We start from the raw sequence: 20274 nt of genomic DNA, 5'->3' as shown, positions 1-20274 counted from the left end.
TGGAACGCCTGCCTCAGCCTCCGCCGCTGCTGCAATCGTTAAAGTCCGACGCGATAAAACTCCTGGTCGAACCGTTCGCGTAAGTAATCGTGTAGACGTAACCCGAACCGTTCCCATACGGGTCGTAAAACGTCCCGGTGCCGCACGGATGATACCAAGCCGTAAAGTCGACTATGCCCGTGCCCCCTGACGCCGCCCGCCAAACACCAGACTGGCACGACAGAATCTTCCCGTTCGGATCGCTACGGATCGCGCCTTGAGGATCGCCGCAGCCCCACCCGTCATAGACCTGCTGGCCGCCGCCGGTGGACGGCACGACGGCACCTGCAGCGTACAGATAGCCGCTGGCAACCATCGATCCAGAGCTGGTCACATTTCCGAATGATTGAACCTCGTTCGCGTTGACCTTGCCTGTTTGAACAGTACCTACTACATAGGCATTTCCGTTGGACTGCACGTAGTTCCCGTACACACCATTCGCGCTCGCATTCCCAGCGACCGAAGCATCGCTATTGGAGCGTAGGGCCCCTCCAGTCACGGTGCCATTCGCCGATACCGCACCGTTTGACTGCAAGTTCCCAACGGCATTCATCGCCTGGTTGTTCGCATCCATCGGCCCGGTCAGGTTCAACGAACCATCCCGCTTGTAGAACTGGTTCATGCTCTGCGCCAGAAGCGACGTGTTGCCTACCCGCATCATCAGCACGCCCGCATTGCCTCCAGACAGGGGATTGGGCGCAGACCAGCTCGCGGCCATCCCGGTAATGACCGCGGGACTCTCCGCGTAGGACACGCCAGCATCGACGCCCGCGGCCGCGACAACCGTAGCCATCTGGTCCGTACGAATGTTGCCGCTGGCATCACGGTATGCCGTGGTCGAGTACATCGATCCAGGGATGGTGCAATACGTCAGACCCGCGCTGCAGTTGGTCGGCACCAGGTCCACACGAAAGGACAGCCCGAGCGGGCTAGTGTCACTGAGCCCGATCGGCAGCAACTTCAGGTTAATCAGATCCTGCACCGTGGGGTGAAGCGGGCTAGCGACGGTCGCCGATACACTACCCGCATTGATCGTCGTCGGCCCATTCGGACTACCGGCGAGCAACGTCATGTTGTCGAAGACATAGGTATTGACGGCACTCGCCACGTTGGACATGTACTGGCCAGTACCGGCGGCCAACGCGTCGTCAATGAGGTTGTTGGTGTTGTGAATCATCACAGCAGCGCCAATCGCCGCGACGGATAGTTGAAGCGCCGCTTCGGTCAGAAACATCTAGCCTACCTCCAAGTAGAACGCCGCCCTGAACGAGGCAGGGCGGCGGCAATACCAACGACTATGCCAGCAGAGCCGGTGTCGCTGACCGGCATAAACTCACCAAAACACGATAGCTTTCGCCGGTCAGGCAATGTACAGGTCGATGGTATTGCTGCCACCCGAGCATGACACCTTGCTCGGGTCGACAGAGCCGCCAACTGCCTTGATGGTCGTCCCGTTCACGACGATCTTGCCGGCACTACCTTGGTATGACGCGACGATAGAGATGCAAGCGGCGTCCGGCTGCTGCGGGACGGACCATTGCAGCGAGTCGTTCGCGCTGAGCAACTGGCCGGCGGTCACAGTCAGCTTGCCACCACCGGGCTGCAGAATGATATCGGAGCCGGTTTCGGTCATCGTGGTCAAGTCCTTGAATACACCGTTGCCCATTAGTGCGGAAATACTGACCTTGCTGTACTGGCCGCGGTAGCTGGTTTTGACCTTCCCAATGACGCCGTTCAGCTCAGTGGTCAGCTGCTGGACCTGAGTATCCGTCTGGTTGCGCGAGAACAGTACCAGGATGGCCACCAGCGCGAGGCCTGCCAGCAGCAGGTAGAAGCCATACTCATCCAGTACCCCGCCCCACTGGCGGCGCGTACGGCGATTGCGGCTGCCCTCCGGTATACGGCTCACATCGCGCACCGGTTGCGCGCCCGAATCCGCACCCGATTCGTCCATCTCGACCTGTTCCAGGCTGGTTTCTTTCTGCAATGCGTTCATGTTGGTATTCCTCGTTGGGTTAGGGTTGTTGCGTCTGGGTGGGAATCGGGCGCTTGCCGCCCATGGCCGCCATGGCGGTGCGGGATTTCATTTCCTGGGCCATAAAGGCCGGCATGAAGGCAAGCGCGGTGATGATCACGATCAGGATGATCGTTGCGCGACGATTGAAGCGCGACGCGCGCTGTTGCATGAGTTGGGGGGTCGTCTTGAGCAGGTCCTCCGACACGGTGTGGAGCATCTTCGACAGGTCGCTTTCGTACTCGGCGATGTCCTGAATCCGGTAGCTGGTATCGCGGTCAAACAGACCCGTATCGAACACCTTCCCACCCTCATTCGGCGCATATTCCAAGTTCAACTCGATGCGCTCGATGTGATACGCCAGGTACGGGTAGGCATTGGCCCGCATCAGCACCAGGCCGTCCAACAGGTTGCGTGCATCCCCACCGAACTTCTTCGTCACGGCCGAGAGACCGGCCAGAAACTGGGCGCTTTGGAATCGACGGAAGAAATCGAACGCCAGCATCCTGCGGTCCAGCCACCCGCGGTAGCGCCCCACGTAGCGGGTCAGGGCCCGAACCACCCACACGCCGGCGGCGACTTCGGCAATCACGAGCAACCATCCCCAGTGCCGCAGGAACGTCGAGGCGTGGTGGAAGGTCGATGCAATGGGACCGTACTGACTCACATCCAGCATTGCGCTGAATGACTTGTCGATGGCCGGGCCGATCAGAAACGCCAGGGCGCCGAGATAGGCATGGAGGATCACCACCGTCATGACCACGCCGGCCAGCGTCATGGCAATGCCAGCGCGCGCCTCGCCAAGCGCGGTAAGGTTGCGCGACAGCGTTTCCAGGCCCTCCCGAATGTCGCCGCCCTCTTCCGCCACGGCGAGGATGGGAATGTCCTCGTCCGGAATCGTGCCCCGGAAGATCTCCGTCAGCCGGGAGCGCTGCATCTGCCCGTCGATCCCCTCGGACCGTGCAAGCCAGTGCGCCGCGAGCACGCCTACCGGCTCGCCAACGCGCCGCGCCGCGTCTTTGGCGAAATGGTTGGAAACCGGCTCCCCCGGCATGTGGAGAATTCGCTTTGCCAGATCGCCGTAGTACGTCGCTCGCATGCTGCGGAAGCGATATTTGGCCCAGAACAAGCGGTCCATGAATACTTGATCGCCCGCCTTCAGCATCTGGCCGCCGACCTTGCGTTGGGCCAGCCCAACCAGCCACTGTGCTAGTTTGTTGAACATGCCGTTCCTCTCAGTGCTTTTCGCCGCGCGCACGCTGGCGGGCAAGTCTGGCTTCATAGGCGTCGAGCGAGCACAGGCGCTCCGCCTCACGCGGGTCCACCACGCCGGCAAAGACTTTGTAAATGGCGACCTCGAACACGGTCTTCCCGGTGCTGTCCGGCACGTCGAAGCCGACCTGGCGCTTGCTGCGCTGGTATGCCGCCAACTCGACGTTCTTGGCGTCGCGGATATAGGCCAGGTCCTGCTCGTCAGGCTCGAACATCTCGGCCACCACGGTCCGGCCGCGGGCGCCGTTCAGCTCCGGCAGATTGGGACGCCGGCAAAGCTCGCACCCTTGCGGGTTCCGTAGCCGAATGCCTTCGACATCGAAGCGGAAGAGGCGCTCGATCTGCTGCAGCTTTCTCGCGCCAAGGGCTTCCTTCATCGCCGTATGCCGGAGGCCGCAACTGCAGGTCTTCGGCATCAATGCCTGATAGACGTAGAGATTGATGAAGCCAGGCGTGGCGAGGACACTGCGTGGAATACGCAGTTCACCGTCAGAGAGCCGGTCCGCCGCCGTCAGCGCACTCGGCGCGTGGACAGTCGTCAGCGCGCGCAGCCCAGCGCCCGCCACGTCTCGAAACAGCCCGGCCGATTCGTGATCTCGAAGCTCACCCACCATCACAAAATGCGGGTTCATCCGTTTGATCTGGCGCTTCCCAGCAATGAAGGGATCTTCATCCCGGTTCGCACCGTCGAGCGTGCGCGACACCGAGAAGTGGTGCGTGCCCTTGGCAAGCAGCTCCACCGGATCCTCGATCGCCATCTTGTTCATCCAGGCCGGCAGGCGCTGCATGATCGCGTGGGCCGTTGTGGTCTTGCCCGAGCCAACGACGCCAACGAGAACAGTGCCGCCGCCGAGGTGCATCGTGTTTCGGTCGAGCAGCTGGGCCTGCTGCTCGAAGTAACCGAGGTCGTTGACGAAGTCCACTTCCAGCGATTGGGCTTCTTCGCGGTGCATCCGCATGACCGTCACATGGCCAGTGGCGCTCTGCATCGATGCCCAGCGGAATACCAGTGCCTCCCCGTCGATGCGCGTGCGAATGCTGGTCTGCTGGGGCAGGACCCGGCTGAACACGCCCTGCGATCCCCCTTTCCCCTTCTGCCAGATATGGGACAGGGTATCGAGCATCACGCCCGTTTCCATCCGGAACTCCGCCGGGGCCACGAGATAGCCGTCGATGGCAAATCGAATCTGGGAATGCGTCCCCTGGTCTTCCACCTCCCAATGAATATCCGAGGCTTTCTCTCGCAACGCAAAGCGCGCTGCGGCCTCGAAGTTGTTCCACAGCGCGCTGGCGGGGCGCCGGCGGCCGATGACGTAGTCGGTCTCGACCCCACCGCGCGGATCGACGCTGCCACGGGATAGCGCGACCATGACTTGCGTGGCCGCGAGGTGCGTGGCCGGTGCGGCCTGGTCATAGAGCAGGCGAGCCTGCCGCATGATCTCCTCCGCTTCGTCCGACGTGGCCATCTCCCGCGAGACCACCAGGGCGAACTTTCCGCGCACGCCCGGACCACCCGCAGCTTCCACCAGCACCGGGCAGATGCCATGCCGCAGCGATGGCGCCATGTCCAACTCGTCGTAGAGCGTCTTGATGAAGATGGGGAGCTCGTCGACCGTGCCGATCTCTTCCGCCGGCGCAGCGATCGCCGCGGCGCCTGTCATTGATGGCCTCGCGGGCGCAGACGCGGCAAAGGCCGGCGCCGCGCCGGTGAGAACCGTCACGCCCCCGACTCCGGCGACCTTGGCGTCCGCTCGGTCGCGCCTGCTGAACAGTGCCATTGCGGCGCCCCTCACCGTTGTGCCACGGACGCCGGCGCCGCCGCCGGCAATGGCGGCGTCGGGACCGGAGGCTGGAATGCAGGCTGGGGCACGGGCATCTGAGGCGCCGGTGGGAAGCCCGGCGTCATCCCTGGGACCTGAGCAGGCAGCGGCGCGGCTTGTCTGGCTGTTGCTGCCTCGGGTGCGCCCGCTCGCCCAGACTCCAGTAGCACGGCCGCGTCCTCTTCCACCAACGGGGCGAATACTTTGGTCTTGCCTCGCGCAAACGTCGTGCCGGCTGCCGAAATGTCGGCCACCGTGAAGCCGCGCCACTTCGCGCCAACGCGGGCAGGATAGACCTGATCACCCCACCTGACGTAGCTGCGCAGATTCACGGCGCCGCCAGCACCGCGGCCGTCGACGCCATAAAGGGCGATTGTCTGCGGCGAGCGCTCGGGGGCCTTGACCGTCGTGGCGCCAGCCGGCGCGGCGGTCAAGGTCGGAGCGGGAGCGGTTTTGGCAAGATCCTGCTCCAGTTTCTGCAGCGCAACCTTGCCATCGGCCTCGATCAGCTTCCGTGTGATCGACACGTCGTCATCGGCAAGCACCACGCCGCACGCAAGGAGTGTGAACATCGCCACGCTCGCGCGGCGGATTGTCATCGGGTAAGCACGCATTTCAGTCTTCCTTCTCAGTTGCGGGCAAAGGCATCGCCCTTGACCGTCAACATGAATTTCGATTGCTTGAGGTCGGGAGCGGCGTTCAGGTTCACGGCGAGTTCGATGGTCTTCACCACGACCTGCGGACCGAATCCCTTGAACTCGCTCAGGTTGCGCAGCGGTCCGGTGATTTCCCAGGCGCTGGAGACAACCGGGTGCGTCAGGGAGGCAGCCCCTTCCGTCGGGACAGTGCCGAAGATCGCGACGTCCTTGAGCTCGGCCTTGGACGCAACCGGCCAGAGGGTCTGCAATTGAGAGCCAAACCGAACGCGCAAGTCCATCGCCGTCGGCAGCTTCTCCAGCACTGTCCCGAGAGGTGTACGGGCGCCGACCGGCACTTGGGCGGACACCACGGCCTTGGTGTCGCCGGCCAGGAAGGTCGGCACACCGAACTGGTCGGGCAGCGCAGCCAGGAACGTCTGATTGGTCAGCCCCTTGGCACCCTGCTGGATCTCATACGTCAACAGGCATGTCGTCTCCGGCGTGGACACGTCATGACAGGCGATGGCCGCGAGCGTCCAGCCGCCGATCTGCAGCGGCACTGCATCGGCAAACCAGCGATACCATGACGCCATCGCGGTGGCCACCGGCGCGACGGGCGTTGCCGCTCGCTGGGCCAGGTCCTCGGCATAGCGTTCCGCGGGCGTCTTCTGTGGAGGCGGTGGGTGCAGGCGGCGCTGATAGGCGTCGTACTCCGCCTTGCCATACTTCCATCCGACCGCCCCCACCAGCGCAAGGGTGGCGAGCACAAGCAACCGTTTGCGCTGGGAAGATGCACCGGGCTTCTTCAGCAGCGCGCCAGGCCCCGCTTGCGCGGCCAGCGCTTCCAGCGCAAAAGGCAAATGTGTGATCCGGCGGTCGGCCGGCAGCAAGGCCATCAGTTCCGGCGCGTTGCCCACCAGCTTGAAGTCGCCGTCGCACTTCGTCGGGAAATCGGCTGCAAGCTGGGCGAGCGTCTTCTCGTCGTGCACCACCTGGTCGAAGCCCACGCGGGGGCGGCCTTTGACGACGCCGCAGACCAGATAGATCGGTGGCTGGGCAGGCGCGTCCAGGCGGAACACAAAGAACGCATTGGGCACGACGTCAGGGATGCGGGCCAACGTGGCGGCACCTGAGTACAGCTTGTCCTTGATCTTGGCCTGGCCGTCCGCGGCGTCCAGATAGCCCATGTGAAGCGACTGATCCTCGTGCCAGATACGCGCGGCCTTTACCTCCCGCGCAATATTGGCCGCCAGCGTCGCAGGCGCGCCGCTGCCGGTCAGCGTGCGCCACTGCATGCCGAAAACCAGCTTTTTGCCGTGGATGTCGAGAATCATTGCGCTTGGGCCTCGCCCTGATCTTCAATCATCACGGTGGCCAGGACCAACGTCAGGGTGCGGGACTTCGTCGCGGTCAGAGAGCCGCCGGCGATCGTCGGGAGCAAGTCGGCGAGAGTGCGGTGCGTCATCTGCGTATCCGTCTGATCGAACGCGGTCACAATCACAGTCTGCCCGTTGCGCACAATCAAGTCCTGGGCCGGAATGCCCTTGGCAATCGTCTTTGGCACTTGCACGGACTGCTGATTCACGCCGCTGCCCGAGGTGAACGTCTGGATCGGGCCGTCGAGGGCCGACTGGTCGAATGCCAGCGTCAGGTTGACGTCGTCGCGTGAAGTCGCGTCCGGAAACACCGTGAGCTTGAAGCCGACGGTACCCGTGGACGTGGTAATGCCCGGTGTACCGCCGGTGCCGCCGACCGTCGATGCCGCTGGCGTGGTGGCAGACACATAGGCATACTCGCGACGATTGTTGTACTGCGCTGCATGGCGGTTACGCATCGCCAGCGGAACCGCAACGGACGTCGTGACAGTGCCGTATTGCTTCAGCGCAGTCACGATCGCCTGCGTGCCATTCCATCCGCCCGAGGTGATCCCAAGGCCGAAGCTGCCGGCACTGGACGAAACCAGCGACGCTGGCGAAAGCGCGCTGAAGGTGAAGCCCGGCACCCGGTCCAGTGCCTTGGTGAGCACCGCATTCCAGTCCATCCCCGCCTCGCCGTTGTCGGTGATCGTGAAATCAACCGTCTGGAACTTCAGGTAGACCATCCGTGAGTAGATAGCGATCTGGCGACGCACGATCTCGTCGGCCGCTTCGACAGCCTCTTTCGTATCGCGCAGCGTCAGAATGCCAGTGGCCGGATTGATCTCGGCGCTGCCCACCATCGACATGGCCGGCACGATGCTCTTCTTGATACCGTCGAGGTCGTCGATGTCCTTGCTCTCGGACTTCACCGCGCCATCGATCTTCGCGGTCTGCTCGGCGCTACCGCCGGAACTGCCGTTCGAGCCCCGAGCGCTCTCCTTGAACTCGGTGGTAAAGGAACTGGTGCCCGCCTTCATCGGCAACTGCCAGGTCTTGGTAGTGAGGCGGTAGAAGCGAATCACGCCCTTCGAGGCGCTGTATTCCCAATTGATGCCCAGGCGCGTCGCAATCAGGTCTAGCATGTTGGCGAGTGGCATTTTCTCGCTGTTCTTGAACTCAACGTTCAAGGCGCTTTCCACCAGCGGTGTCGCTTGGGCCATGCTGGGCGTGCCGCCCAGCAGGCCGGTCGGAAGCGGGGCACCAAGGGCAGGTGCCTGACCCAGCACGGGCATCGCCTGCGGCATCGCGCCACCGGCCTGCTGGTTGCGCGACATCTGCCCGGCCTGCGACATCATGCTGCGCGGCAGCAGCATGCTTGCCGGAAGATAGACATCCGATTCGACCTTCACCGGGATCCCGGTCGCCATCGTGATGCGCTGCCCAGCTACCGCCAGCGGCATGACGCGCTCGGGAAAGATCACCCAGGTGTCGACGTTGTTGCGCAATGCAAGCGGGAGGGTAACGTTTCGCGCTGTCGGAACAGCTCTGCCCACGAGGAAAGGCTTGGACACTTCCTGTTCAGCCTCAACGGCGGCGCGGTCGCGGCGCATCCGGGCATAGAGCGCGCCGGTCATTGCATCACCTTGGGCCCGGGTGTCCTCGGCCGCCTGCCTAGTATCCTCGAGCAGGCGCGGCGAGACGCAACCGGCCAGTGTCGAACATACGAGCAAGGCGACGGCGGTGGGGCGAAAGATTCGGTTCATTTGCATGGCCTTACTGAGTCAGATCGCACTTGGTGGTCAGCTTCACGACGCGCACCATGTTGTTGGAGTGGAAGCACGGCTTCACTTTGTAGTCGGTGAGTTCGGTCGCCTCCAAGACGTGACGCACCGCTGCCTTGAAGTCACCTTGGAACGAGTCGTTCCCCACAATCGGAAGATCCTTGTCGAGTTCCCACGGTGCGGCCGTCCACCCCGCACGGGTAGCCCACGCCTCGATCAGCTGCCGGTAGTTCCCGTCCGTCGCCGACACTGTCCAGGCGGCAGGCGCGGCAGCGTTGCCCGCCGCGAGAGGCGCTCCACCTGCCGAAGCCGCAACGAGTTGCGAAGGGGCCAGTACAGGGGGAACCGACGCGGGCGCGATATCGCTCGCAGCGGGCACCGCTGGCCCTGCCGCCTTGGGCGACTTCGCCTTCGTGTTTGCAGCGAGACGCTGCCAGCCATCGCCCTTGAGCGGCGCCGCGGGTTCGAAGTTGCCTGTTGGCTCTATGCCGAACGGCGTCGCGGACGGTACGGCCGCATGGGCACCGACACACACGCACAACGCGCTCGCGGCAAGAACAGTCCGGCTCAACCGGCGCATCTGATCAATGGGAAGCATGACTTTTTACCTTCGGTTATCTAATGGCTTGGTTGGCCGGCGCTCCGCGCTGGAGCGTGCTGTAGATACGGTTGATGTACTTGAGACGCTTATCCGGCGAAGCCGCGTTGTAGGCTCCCACCGCATCCCAAGTTGGCCCGTATCGATCCAGGTTCTCTCGCAAAATCCAGGCGCCGATATAGGCATTCGTGCAAGGCTCGAACAGCGCCTGCCGGGTGATTCCAAATCGGGCGAGCCTCGGCAGATGCACCGTGTTGATCTGCATCAGACCGATATCCTCGCTGCCGTTGGCGTTGCGATTGACGGCATTGGCCCGCATCCCAGACTCGTGCTGCGCGATGCCTCGCAGCAACACCGGGCTCACCTGGTGGAACATCGCGGCATCGTCCAGGCAGTCCGCCCAGCCGAAAGTCGGTCCACAGAGGGAGAGCACGAGCGCCACTAGCGGCGACACCCGCTTGAGCAAACGCCTCATGACGCCGCCCGCTCATAGAAACGGACTTCGGGTTGGCGGGTCACGTTGACCGTCTTGCCGTCGGCCGTCACCATCAGACGCGCGCTGATGCCGCTGTATTTGTAGTACCGGTCCTTGTGCTCACCATTCGACTGGTTGGCCTCATCCCGCACCGACACCGCGATCAGCGATTGGCGGAAACTCAGGTAGGTGGCCCCGTCCTTCTCGAAGACGCGCTCGAGGCCAGCCGCGTTGTCGCGGGGGAACTGATAGGCAATGCCGGGCACGCGCGCGACCTCCACAGCCTTGCCGTCACCGCGCACAGTGAACCGATCGGCGGTGCGGAACGACAAAACCTTTTCGGCTTCATTCCAATCGGTATCAATCTCGCGCCCGCCCTCCCCCTGCACCAGCAGGTTCGTCGGCTTTGCAGGGAATCGCATCTCGATGCGACCGGCCTTGTTGTCGCGAATCGCCTCCGCATTGAAGGCGGCGTTGAGCGCGGAGCCATCGGCCTCGCTGGCATCGGTGGCCGCCGCGGTGAGCTCGGGCGCTGGTGCTGCCGGCGCTGCCACCGCTGTTGCACCGGAAGCCGCAATCTCCAGAGACTTGGGCGGGGTGGCCCGCAACGCGATGTTCTTTCGGTCGAAATCCACTTCCGCGTACAGACCGCGCTGCGCCAGCAGGCGCTCGAGCGCCTGCACCCAGTTCTCCCCGGCCCGCGTCGCAAAGCGCAGTTCCTCGCTGAGCGCGATATCCTTCTGCGCCGTCCCGGTCCAGCCGGTCGGCGCAATGGTCTTGATCATCGGTGCCAGCGCCAAGGTGGTCTCGCTCTGGCGCACCAACGCGAGGCCGTTGTGGCCGCCGATCATCGCCAGCCGGCCGCTGAACCTGGTGAAGGCGTGCGGCAGGTCGCCAGTCGGATTCGCAGGCTCGCCGGTAAAACCATGGGACCGCTTCCAACGCGCCGTGACAGCGCTCCCGTTCGCCGTGTAGCGCACCACCTCGGGCACCCCTTCGAGTACTACGTACGGACCGGAAGACTGGCCCCCTTCCGCGACGACCTGTTGCCCGGGGCGCGGTTGGATGTAGGTGCTGCTGCCGTCGTTGAAGATCATGGCGGGCCGTGCGGCGGCAGCTGCCATTACCTGATAGTCAAAATCGAACGGATCGGTGGGCGCAGCGGCAACGGTTCCGCAAAGGAGCAGCGCGGCGGCGAAAATAATGGACTTGGTCATTGGGTATGGGTCGCCGGATCGAGTTGCTTGAAGTGGGTCATGAAGCGAGCAAAGTAGGCACCGCCGCGGCTCGGATCGGCGCTGTGGTACCAGGCGACAGCCTTCATCGCGGACCCGCTCCGTTGCAGGTTCTCCATCAGGATCGTTTCCGCCACGCGGATGTTGGTCGCCGGCGCCAGCGCCTCCCAGGGGGAGGCAAAGCGTTGGCCGTGGTAGCACCAGTTGATTTGCATAATCCCGACGTCGAAGTCGCATCGCCGGGCGGAAAGCAGCCGGTTGACCGTCGCGTGCGCATCCTCGCGCGTGGCGAAGAACATGCCGCGTCCGGCAACGTTGAGGGTCCACGGCCACGGCCGGCCGCGATAGGCCGACTCGTTCATGGCGATGCCCGCCAGAATAAGCGGATCCACGCGACGGCTCATGGCCGCAAACGGTGCAGCCTTCGGTGCGCAAGCCCAGCCGCCACGACGCTCGACCATCGCCTCTTGCGCGGCCTCGGTCAATTCGGTCGGCCGCAGCCAGCCCTCACCGGCAAACACGCTGGCGAGCGGTATCGTCTTTCCTTCCCGGACAATCTCCGGGCCCTGTGCGCCGCCAGCCTCGATCTGCGCACCGATCAGCTGGGCTGACCCGCCCAGGAAGCGCTCCAGCCCGCAGTACAGCACTGGCTTACCGGGGAGGCTCAGCAGCCGTGCGGCACCATCCGCACGCACGACCACCGCAGTCGGACTGACAATCGCCTCGATCGTTGCCGCGTGCGGGATGGCAGGCATCACCGCGAGCGCCGTCGCTAAGAGGCATGCGCGCTCAATCACGGTAGGGCTCCAAGACCATGTCATGTTTGACCTGCACGAGCATCCTCTGGCCCGGCTCGGTGGTGATCGTCGGCCGGATGTTCTGGTTGCGATTGAGGATGGTCTGCGCGGTCTGCGCCGCTACCTGCCCCGCGGTGTTGCCGTAGGTGGTCAGTCCCCCCGGCGTCGCTGTGGTGGCCGTCGCCGTGTTGTTGAATCGCTGCTCCAGGAAGCCGATGATCACCGCACCCGAGAAGATCTTGAAGAAGTGACTGTTGACGTCGCCGCTAATGCCGGCGTAGCCATTCGGGTCCGCACCCTGCATACCCAAGAGAGGCACAACCTTGCCATTCGGCATCTGCATCCGAATGAATGCCGCGAGCAAGCGTTCCTGCCCAATGGCAATGTCTGGGCTATAGGCGCCGACCAGCGTCGTGCCGGCCGCGATCACCCTGCAGGTCCCATCTACCGTGTCGTATACGTCCTGATCCACCGTCGCGCGGAACTCACCTGGCTTGTCCGAGTTATTGCCGCCAACGAAGGTGGCCGGGATGACGAACCCGCGGCTCAGCGTGCACTTCGGCAGTACGCCGGAGAAACTGGTGCGCAGGGTTTTCGTCGCCGACGTCTCGTTCAGGAACTGCCGGTCGCTAGATACCGTCGCAGGTTCCTGGCCCGGGGGCACACCCACGCCACCGGCGCCCGCCGCCGCTGCCTGCTGCATTGCGCGCATCTGCGCAGGATCGGGCAGGCCCGATAGGTTCGCCTGCCCCGAAGCCCGCGCATTCTTCAGCTGACCCGCACTTTTGAAGATGGGCGCTGTGAAGAGCGCATCTTCGTTGCTCTTCTTTGACAAATTCTCGCCACCCTGACTCTGGCCACTGCCACCAAAATCCTGTGCGGTCAGGATGGGTGCCTTGCCTGCCGGTTCGATCTGTTTGCCGGCAAGCACCTTCTGGCGCGCAGCCTCGGCGCGAGCTTCTTCTTGCTGCTTGCGGATCTCCTGGTCCAGGCTGTTGCCCTGTTCCGACGCGGAGGTGCGGTCGCGCAGCCGCGCGGCCTTTTGTTCTTCTGCCTTCTGCTTAGTCTCCGCATCGCTGCGGCTCTGGTAGTAGTACCCCAGCGTGCCGACGACAACCGCCGCCACGGTCGCCAACGAATAGACGATATTGCGAGGAAGCTTCCCCTTGGTCGCGCGAGCCTGCGCGTCAGTCACGTCCTCGACTTGCGTCTTCTTCACCTTGGCCCCCTTCAGAACAAGCCGAGCAGCCGGCGGCGACCGCGTCGCACAGTGACTTCAGCATTGCCCGAGCGCAGCACCACGTTCTCCGCGAGACGCTGCAGCACCAGGAACTCGCCACGGCGGATGAAGTTCGCGACGACGAAGTCGCTTCCGTCCTTCACCAGCGCGACGGGCCAGTCAGCGCCCTTGGGAATGCGCATCCAGATCGCCTTACCATCGTCAAAGACTTGATCGGGACGGAATTCCGCGTCGCCACCCACCGAGTAGTCGAAATTCAGCTTGTCCGGGGAGACACCGAGCGAAGGCTGTGCAGCCTGGTCCGGCTCAGCGCCGCCTACTCCGGGCGCATCTCCGCCCCGAGCCTTCACCTTCGCCATCATCGGCTCTGGCACGTTGAAGCGGACCTTCTGATAAAACATGCCGCCCAGAGGCGACGACACCAGAGTGAACTCGTAGCTACGCTTGTTCGTGTTCACCGAGAGCGTATTGACGAGGCCTGGCGCGTGCGGGCGCAGATAGATGTGGTTAATGCCGTCGGTGTCATAGCTCCACCGGACGTTCTCACCCCAGGCCGGCTCCGAAGCGATCGTCTCCCCGGTGGGGAACTCGATCGTCGTCGTCTTGAGCGGCGCCGACAGTACGCGGAAGATCTGGTCCTGGCTGTACGTGAAGACCACGAGACGCGAGTCCGCTGGCAGCGCGACCGGATCGGCACCACCATTAAGCGGATTGAACGGGTTCATCGCATCGCTGATGTCACCAACGCCGAGCGGCGGTACGCCACCGAGGCCTTTGCGCGCCGCCTTGTCGGCGGCAAAGCCCAACGGTGACGAGAGAACGAGAGCGATGCCGCCGGCGATGGCCAGCGACGAGAGTCGGTTACGCATGAGGGAATCCATGATGTTCAGGCGCCGGACTTCTGAAGGGTAAAGAAGACCGGGTGTACGCCAAAAGGGTTAGGGCCCAGAATGGCCTCGCCCGTGGGCGGCTTGATCTGGTAGCGCACGGTCAGTGCATAACGAGTGGGCTTAGGCTTGCGTCCCTCTTCCACCGTGGTCGTAACAAAGTCGACCACCACCGTGCTATCCGGCAGCACCGAGACATTCGTCACCTTCGGCTCACGCGTCAGACCAGGCGATGCACTCACCGCCTTGACGGGTTCATCGTCGACGACCCAGTCATCGAACTGGCCTCGCGCCGCACCGATCATCTGCTCCTTGACGGACCGCAGACTCTTCGACATCCGCGAGTCCTCGATCTTCTCCGTCAGAATCGGCTCGATAGTGAACCAGCGCACCACCAGGTCCTTGAACGCGGCCTGGATCGCAACGTTGCTGGGCTGGTACGCCTCCAACTCACGCACGACGGGCTTGCCACCGGCGTCCGCCGAGACACCGAACGCGCGCACCTGCGGCTCAGGCGGCTGGCGTGTGAGGATCGCGGCCAGCGCGACCGCGACCAGTCCCAACGTGGCAAGCTTCCAGTGATTGCGCTCGACTGAGAGTCGGGTCGTACGGTCGAAGATCACCTGTTCGCCGCTCTCTCCGGCATACATACCGGGGGCCGGGGACAGTGCGGTTTTGGAATCGGTCTTTCGGGAGAGCAGTCGCATGAGGCGTCCTATTGGATGCTGCTAATTGAACCAGCAATTGCTACCCCACCGGCCGTCAAAAGCTATGTGATATTCAACAGCTTTCTGGGTAATTCCATTGTCGTCTCTGCGTCGCACGATCCGTCGTGTTCGCCGGTCCGGATATGACCAACAGAGGCAATCATGCAAGACCAGAAAGGCGACGTGTTTGTGTGAGTTTTCCGGGGAATACTGTGAATCATGATTAACGTTCATCCCGAAACGCAACCGGGAGTCCGGGCTAAGCAAGTCCGTTAGGCGGCCCGAAGGGGTGCGCATAAGGTCGTGACCTGAGCTGCAGCCAGCCACGGCGCCGGGCGCAGCACAGCCCTCCTCTCCGATATTCTGAGAAAACTCGCGAAAATCGTAGAGCTTTCGACGCTCACGTCATCCGGCAGCGAATCAACAATAGCGGGCATGTCTACCCATGCCTTCGACCACCCCGCACTACAGCTGAGCCAACTGGAAGACAGTGCCGTCGGCATGTTCTTCGAGTCGCTGTCGCCCGTCCGTCCGTACATGGAGTCCTCCGAGGTGGCGGAGGTCATGATCAACCGCCACGACAGCATCTGGATCGAGCGCAGGGGCCAGCTGCTCAAGCTCGACATCAAGCTCGATCCCGCCATGGTCGAAGGCGCCGTCAGATCGCTCGCCTCGTCCGTACAGAAGTCGGCTGTCAGAGGAACGCACCAAGGCATCATCAACGCCGGTCATCAAGGCTTGCGCATTGCAGCCGTGATGCGACCCACCGCGATCGACGGCCACGCGCTGAGCATCCGACGCCATCGCGACACCAATCTGACCCTTGCCGACTACGTCAGGATGGGCGCCTTCTCAGCGGCCGTCGCAAAAAGCCGCGAAGCCGAAGCCCCGATCTTCCCGCCCGGTGCGGTGGACGACGAAGTCATGCACGCGCTCGCAGGCCTGGTTCGCCAGCGCAAGAGCATCCTCGTCGCTGGCGGCACCTCCTCAGGCAAGACCACACTGCTTAACGCCCTGGTCGGCGAGATTCCCGACACCGAACGCGTGATCACCATTGAGGACACGCAAGAGCTCAAGTTGAGCGTTCCAAACTCGGTGCGGCTACTCAGCAATACCGACAAGTAAGTCACAACCCAAATGCTGGTCGCGCTAAGCCTCCGGTTCCGGCCAGACCGCATCCTCGTTGGTGAGGTCCGCGGCGGCGAAGCGTTCGACTTCATTCAGGCGCTGAACACCGGCCACGATGGTGGCATGGGGTCCCTGCACGCGAGCACCGCCCGCTCTGCGCTCTCGCGCCTGGAAGGCATGGCCATGCTCGGCATCCCGCCAGGGTCTCGCTGGGAACTCAACGATATGCGCAAGCTCATCGCCGAGTGCTTCCACTATGTGGTCCACATGCGCCGCACCGGCGAGCTGCGTCACCTTTCCGAAGTCTTGGAAATTCAGGGGTTCGACGACAACAACTACGTACTCAAACGGGTCTTTTAACCAGGAGCTATTTACCTATGTCCCTTCGCAACTCCCTAAAGGCAGCACAGAAGCAGTTGGCCACACCGCCCGGTGTCGCGTTGTTGCTGCTCATGGCCGTCGCTACTCCCGCAGCTGCCGCTGACGCTAGCTTTCTGTCCGGTCTCACCAACACCATTTGCGGGATTGCAAGCTTCTTCAACACCACGTTCCTGTTCGTGGCCGGCCTGATCATCATTGTGCTGGCCGCGATTGGCATCGCCAACGCCGAGTCGACCATCATGAAGTTCGTCTCGTTCGCAGGCGTTGGTATTGGCATCGCGGCGGCAGCTGTCCCGATCCTCAAAAACTACGGCATCGGCGCCGCGTGCTCCGGATTCTGACATGCGCAGCCACCACGTCAGCCGCTCGCTTTCTCTTCCGCGCATGATCGGTGGCGCGGTCCGAGGCCTTGCCATTGCCAATGGCACGATCACAGCATTGCTGATCTACGTCACCTATAGGGCCGGTTGGCAGTTGCCCGTTGCGGCATTGGTCTTCGGCATCGTGGTTCACGGCCTGCTGCGCTGGATCACCACGCGGGATCCATGGTGGAACCAGGTGCTGAACGTCTTCAATCACTACGGCGACGTGTACGATTCAATGCCGTGGCATGGTCGCATGCACGCCCGGTTCCGCCGTCCCTACGGTTTCGATAGCGACCTCCCATGCTAAAGCGCCGCCCCCTCCAGGAAATCGCTCCCTGGCTCACCCCTTTTACGCCCGAGCTTGTCCTGAACAAGGACGGGTCCCTGCTGGCAAGCTATGAGTTCATGGGTATTGACGCGGATGCGCCAAACGCCAGCGATATCAGTTCGGCAAGAGATCAGCTTGACCAGGCCTGTCGCTCTTTCGACAGCCGGGTGACTGCGTGGTGGCGGTTGCGCCACCGTCGCACTAAGCGATACGTGGGCGGTGAGTTTGCGTCTCCGTCCGATGCGCGCATTGACGAGCTGAACCGGCAGCACATGACGACCGGGAAGTACTTCACGAACGCCCATAGCCTGCATCTGGCCTACACGCCGGAAAACGGGATGGATAAAGTGTTCGACAAGATGAGCTACCACATGACCGTTGGAGGTCGGGCGTTTGTGCCAGCAGCGGTAGAGACGACGAAGGACATTCTGCTGGCTCGCAACGCATTCGCCTTCGACGTCGAGAGGATGAGCGCGGACGCAAAGCGCTTCGAATCGATGCTGGATGCCTTCAAGGGCGGCGCCGTCCGACTGGGGCTGAAACGGCTGGTTCTGCAGGACGCGCTGGCCGAACTCCATCAGACCGCCAACCCGACTGTGCCTCAGCGTCGCATCCGCTATCCGATAACGTTGCTCGACACGCACCTGACCGAGTCAGAAGTCACGGCCGGTGCTGAGCGGCTGATCTTCGAGTCCGCGCATGGCAAGCGCTATGGCGCCATCGTCGCTGTCAAGGAGTGGCTCGGCTTTCAGGAGGCGGCCCTTGATGTGCTGACCCAGATCGATGCCGAACTCGATATCTGCCTGATGTTCCGGTTCCTCGACACCGCCAAGGCGACGAAGCACATCGAGGCCGTGCGTCGATTCTACAAGGTCGCTGCCTTCAACGTCTGGTCGATCATCAAGCAGTATGCATCGAAGGAAGAGCCGGAGAACGACGAGGGACGTGAGCAGCTCGCCAAGGAGGCCGGGGCGGCACTGAAGCGTCTGACCGCGGAAGGCCAGCAGCATGGATTCGCCAACATCTCCATCATCGTCTACGGCGACACGGAGAATGAGCTTGAAGGCTCCGTCAGCGAAGTGGTGGGCGCGCTGACGAACGCGGGATTCGGGTCGATCCGGGAGAAGGCAAATCTGATGCCTGCCTGGAACAGCACCCTGCCCGGCCGCTGGGACAAGCAGCGCCGGCTGCAGTTCGTCGAGACGCCCGCCCTCTCCGACATCGCGCCGGTCCGAGCCGTCCACAATGGTCCTAGCTTGAACGGTTGGCTCACCGACAAGGCCGGCATCGAGATCCCGTCGCTAACCTGCCTACCTACACGGTACCGGACCGCGCAGAACCTGGACCTGCATCAACCAGGCGGCAACGGCCACCTGCTCATGCTGGGCCCCATCGGCGCTGGCAAATCGGTGATGCTGAACTTCCTGATGTCGCAGGCTGGTAGGCAAAAGGCGCGTCGCATCCGCTTTGACAAGGACCGCTCTACCCGCATCACCACGTTGCTGGGTGGGGGCAAGTTCATTGATATCACTGGCGAGACCCAGGCCGCGACGAAGGTCAATCCGCTTGTGCTGGTGGCAGATCCCGCCAATTTCTCGTACCTGGTCGAATGGCTCGGTCTGGCGATGGAAGACGACGAGTTTCGGCTCTCCCCCCAGCAGCGCACCGACATCTTCGAGGCTGTGCAGATCCTGTCTCGCTATCCGCGCGAGAAATGGACGCTGACCCACCTCCGCACCTTGCTGCACTCAGACCTGCGCGAGCGCCTGCAGATGTGGACCACCGGCGGCCAATATGGACACTTCTTCGACAACGTGGAAGACGCTTTCGATGTGAGCGACGACCTCGCCATCGAGATGGGGTCCCTGATGGAGAAGTTCCCTGCGGCCGCGGTGCTGTTCGTGGACTATGCCTTCTATCGCATCAAGCAGACGATGGACGGCATCGCGCACGTTGTCATCGAGGTCGAGGAGGCCGGCTTCTTCTTCAAGAACAAGAATGTCTATAGCCGACTGGAGAACTGGGTCACAACGATCCGCAAGCTCAACGGTGCAATCCGCATGGCGACCCAGTCGCTGCGGCAGATCGTCCGTGTTGCCGACTTCGAGATTCTCAAGGACAACGTCGGCTCGCTGATCTACCTGCCAAACAACCAGGCGCTCACAGACACCGATCTGTATTGCGAGACCTTCGGCCTGACCCTCGATCAAGTCAAGATGATCAATGATGCCGTTCCGAACCGCGACTACCTGTTGGTGACGCGATCGCAGACCCGCATGCTGCAAACCAATTTTTCCGACGAGATGATCGCCATGCTGCGCTCGGACGGATATGCCCAAGCTGTGCTGGACCGGCACATGGCACCGGGCGAACCAGGCTGGCAACAACGCTATGTGCGCGAGATCCTCGCCCGCACCGGCAAATAAAGGAGATTCTCATCATGATCAAACGCATGACTGCTGCAGGCCTCCTGGCGCTGGCGATTGGATCCGCCTCTACGCCGGCATTCGCAAGCGGCTGGCCCGTGTTCGACGCTGCCAACTTCCTAAAGAACACACTGACGGCCGCTCAGGCCCTGAAGACCGAGGTGTATGAGAACACCAACATCGCCTACCAGTACAAGATGATGCTGAATCAGCTGCTGCAGGCCACAGGACTCGACCCCGCCGCCATGATGGCACAAGCCAATGCCATCAAGGACGACATCACCAAGCATGAGCAGTACGGCCAGGCACTGCAGTCCCTCTACGGTGGCGTCTCCGAGAACGCCGACTTCCTATCGCGCGTCCAGAGTCTTGTGGTTCAGTCGGGAAAGACGCCCGACCAATGGTTCCAGGACCAACGTACGCTGATGGGTAAAGGCGACAAGGCAGCTAAGCAGCTCTTCTCGCTGGCTAGCGACATTGCGCGAAGCAATCAGTCTCTCGCTAAGCGGAGGGCGAAGATCCAGGAAGACATGACACTCTCCCCTACCGCCCAAGCGACCGCCGAAGCGACGAATCACATGCTCGACGTGCTGGCCAGCCAGAACAGCGACGTGCTGCAGCTCATGAGTGCCAAGGCACAGTCGGATGCTACGAAGGACCAGAGGGCACTCGCCGCCGACACCGAGGCCACGAACGTGACGCAGCAGATCCAGCGCGATCAGGAAGCGCAACTCAACAAACTGCGCCAGACGGTGTTCAAGAACTGATGCGTACCTTTCGAGCCC

The 20274-nt window shown here is 62.7% G+C and carries 18 protein-coding genes and 1 pseudogene; 5 read left to right on the top strand and 14 right to left on the bottom strand.

Annotated elements, in window-relative coordinates:
• Positions 1-13: 13 nt before the first annotated feature.
• The 14 genes from AC1RQK_RS26950 to AC1RQK_RS26885 all read right to left on the bottom strand — a co-directional run bounded on the left by AC1RQK_RS26950 (position 14) and on the right by AC1RQK_RS26885 (position 14861).
• Entirely contained in the window at positions 14-1273 is a 1260-nt protein-coding gene (locus tag AC1RQK_RS26950) for an adhesin (RefSeq protein WP_492812159.1), read from the bottom strand.
• Positions 1274-1399: 126 nt separating this feature from the next.
• Positions 1400-2035: a type 4 pilus major pilin gene (locus tag AC1RQK_RS26945; protein ID WP_492812158.1), complete on the bottom strand. Its 636-nt coding sequence runs from the start codon at positions 2033-2035 to the stop codon at positions 1400-1402.
• Positions 2036-2054: 19 nt separating this feature from the next.
• Entirely contained in the window at positions 2055-3278 is a 1224-nt protein-coding gene (locus AC1RQK_RS26940) for a type II secretion system F family protein (RefSeq protein WP_492812156.1), read from the bottom strand.
• 10 nt (positions 3279-3288) lie between these two features.
• Positions 3289-5103 (bottom strand): ATPase, T2SS/T4P/T4SS family, encoded by a 1815-nt coding sequence (locus AC1RQK_RS26935; RefSeq protein ID WP_492812154.1) that lies wholly within the window; start codon positions 5101-5103, stop codon positions 3289-3291.
• Between the two features lie 11 nt (positions 5104-5114).
• Positions 5115-5744, bottom strand: a complete 630-nt coding sequence (locus tag AC1RQK_RS26930) for a hypothetical protein (RefSeq protein WP_492812152.1) — start codon at positions 5742-5744, stop codon at positions 5115-5117.
• Positions 5745-5773: 29 nt separating this feature from the next.
• Positions 5774-7117: an ATPase gene (locus AC1RQK_RS26925; protein ID WP_492812150.1), complete on the bottom strand. Its 1344-nt coding sequence runs from the start codon at positions 7115-7117 to the stop codon at positions 5774-5776.
• Entirely contained in the window at positions 7114-8904 is a 1791-nt protein-coding gene (locus tag AC1RQK_RS26920) for a secretin GspD/PilQ domain-containing protein (RefSeq protein WP_492812148.1), read from the bottom strand. The genes AC1RQK_RS26925 and AC1RQK_RS26920 overlap by 4 nt, the downstream gene beginning before the upstream one ends.
• A gap of 10 nt (positions 8905-8914) precedes the next feature.
• Complete coding sequence (locus AC1RQK_RS26915) at positions 8915-9520, bottom strand: toxin co-regulated pilus biosynthesis Q family protein (protein WP_492812146.1); 606 nt, start codon at positions 9518-9520, stop codon at positions 8915-8917.
• A 16-nt stretch (positions 9521-9536) separates the two neighbouring features.
• A complete protein-coding gene (locus tag AC1RQK_RS26910) occupies positions 9537-9995 on the bottom strand; it encodes a lytic transglycosylase domain-containing protein (protein WP_492812144.1) in 459 nt (152 codons plus the stop codon).
• Positions 9992-11212, bottom strand: coding sequence for a TrbG/VirB9 family P-type conjugative transfer protein (locus tag AC1RQK_RS26905; RefSeq protein ID WP_492812142.1), 1221 nt, complete (start codon positions 11210-11212; stop codon positions 9992-9994). The genes AC1RQK_RS26910 and AC1RQK_RS26905 overlap by 4 nt, the downstream gene beginning before the upstream one ends.
• Positions 11209-11985, bottom strand: coding sequence for a lysozyme family protein (locus AC1RQK_RS26900; protein ID WP_492812262.1), 777 nt, complete (start codon positions 11983-11985; stop codon positions 11209-11211). Before AC1RQK_RS26900 ends, AC1RQK_RS26905 begins: the two co-directional genes overlap by 4 nt.
• Before the next feature lie 34 nt (positions 11986-12019).
• Entirely contained in the window at positions 12020-13246 is a 1227-nt protein-coding gene (locus AC1RQK_RS26895; RefSeq protein ID WP_492812140.1) for a TrbI/VirB10 family protein, read from the bottom strand.
• An 11-nt stretch (positions 13247-13257) separates the two neighbouring features.
• Complete coding sequence (locus tag AC1RQK_RS26890; RefSeq protein ID WP_492812138.1) at positions 13258-14136, bottom strand: TrbG/VirB9 family P-type conjugative transfer protein; 879 nt, start codon at positions 14134-14136, stop codon at positions 13258-13260.
• Positions 14137-14153: 17 nt separating this feature from the next.
• Complete coding sequence (locus AC1RQK_RS26885) at positions 14154-14861, bottom strand: VirB8 family type IV secretion system protein (protein ID WP_492812136.1); 708 nt, start codon at positions 14859-14861, stop codon at positions 14154-14156.
• 435 nt (positions 14862-15296) lie between these two features.
• Between AC1RQK_RS26885 and AC1RQK_RS26880 the strand changes: the two are divergent.
• The 5 genes and pseudogenes from AC1RQK_RS26880 (at position 15297) to AC1RQK_RS26860 (ending at position 20256) form a co-directional block, all read left to right on the top strand.
• Positions 15297-16349, top strand: a pseudogene (locus tag AC1RQK_RS26880) (TadA family conjugal transfer-associated ATPase).
• 17 nt (positions 16350-16366) lie between these two features.
• Positions 16367-16711, top strand: a complete 345-nt coding sequence (locus tag AC1RQK_RS26875) for a prepilin (protein ID WP_492812134.1) — start codon at positions 16367-16369, stop codon at positions 16709-16711.
• Position 16712: 1 nt separating this feature from the next.
• A complete protein-coding gene (locus tag AC1RQK_RS26870; protein ID WP_253927847.1) occupies positions 16713-17042 on the top strand; it encodes a VirB3 family type IV secretion system protein in 330 nt (109 codons plus the stop codon).
• Positions 17036-19489 carry a VirB4 family type IV secretion system protein gene (locus AC1RQK_RS26865; RefSeq protein ID WP_492812132.1) on the top strand — a complete coding sequence of 818 codons (2454 nt, stop codon included), beginning with the start codon at positions 17036-17038 and terminating at the stop codon, positions 19487-19489. Before AC1RQK_RS26870 ends, AC1RQK_RS26865 begins: the two co-directional genes overlap by 7 nt.
• Positions 19490-19503: 14 nt before the next feature.
• Entirely contained in the window at positions 19504-20256 is a 753-nt protein-coding gene (locus tag AC1RQK_RS26860) for a conjugal transfer protein TrbJ (protein WP_492812130.1), read from the top strand.
• Positions 20257-20274: the final 18 nt, after the last annotated feature.

This window comes from Cupriavidus sp. GW822-FHT02D05, assembly GCF_058802485.1.
This window is presented reverse-complemented; position numbering and strand designations above follow the sequence as displayed.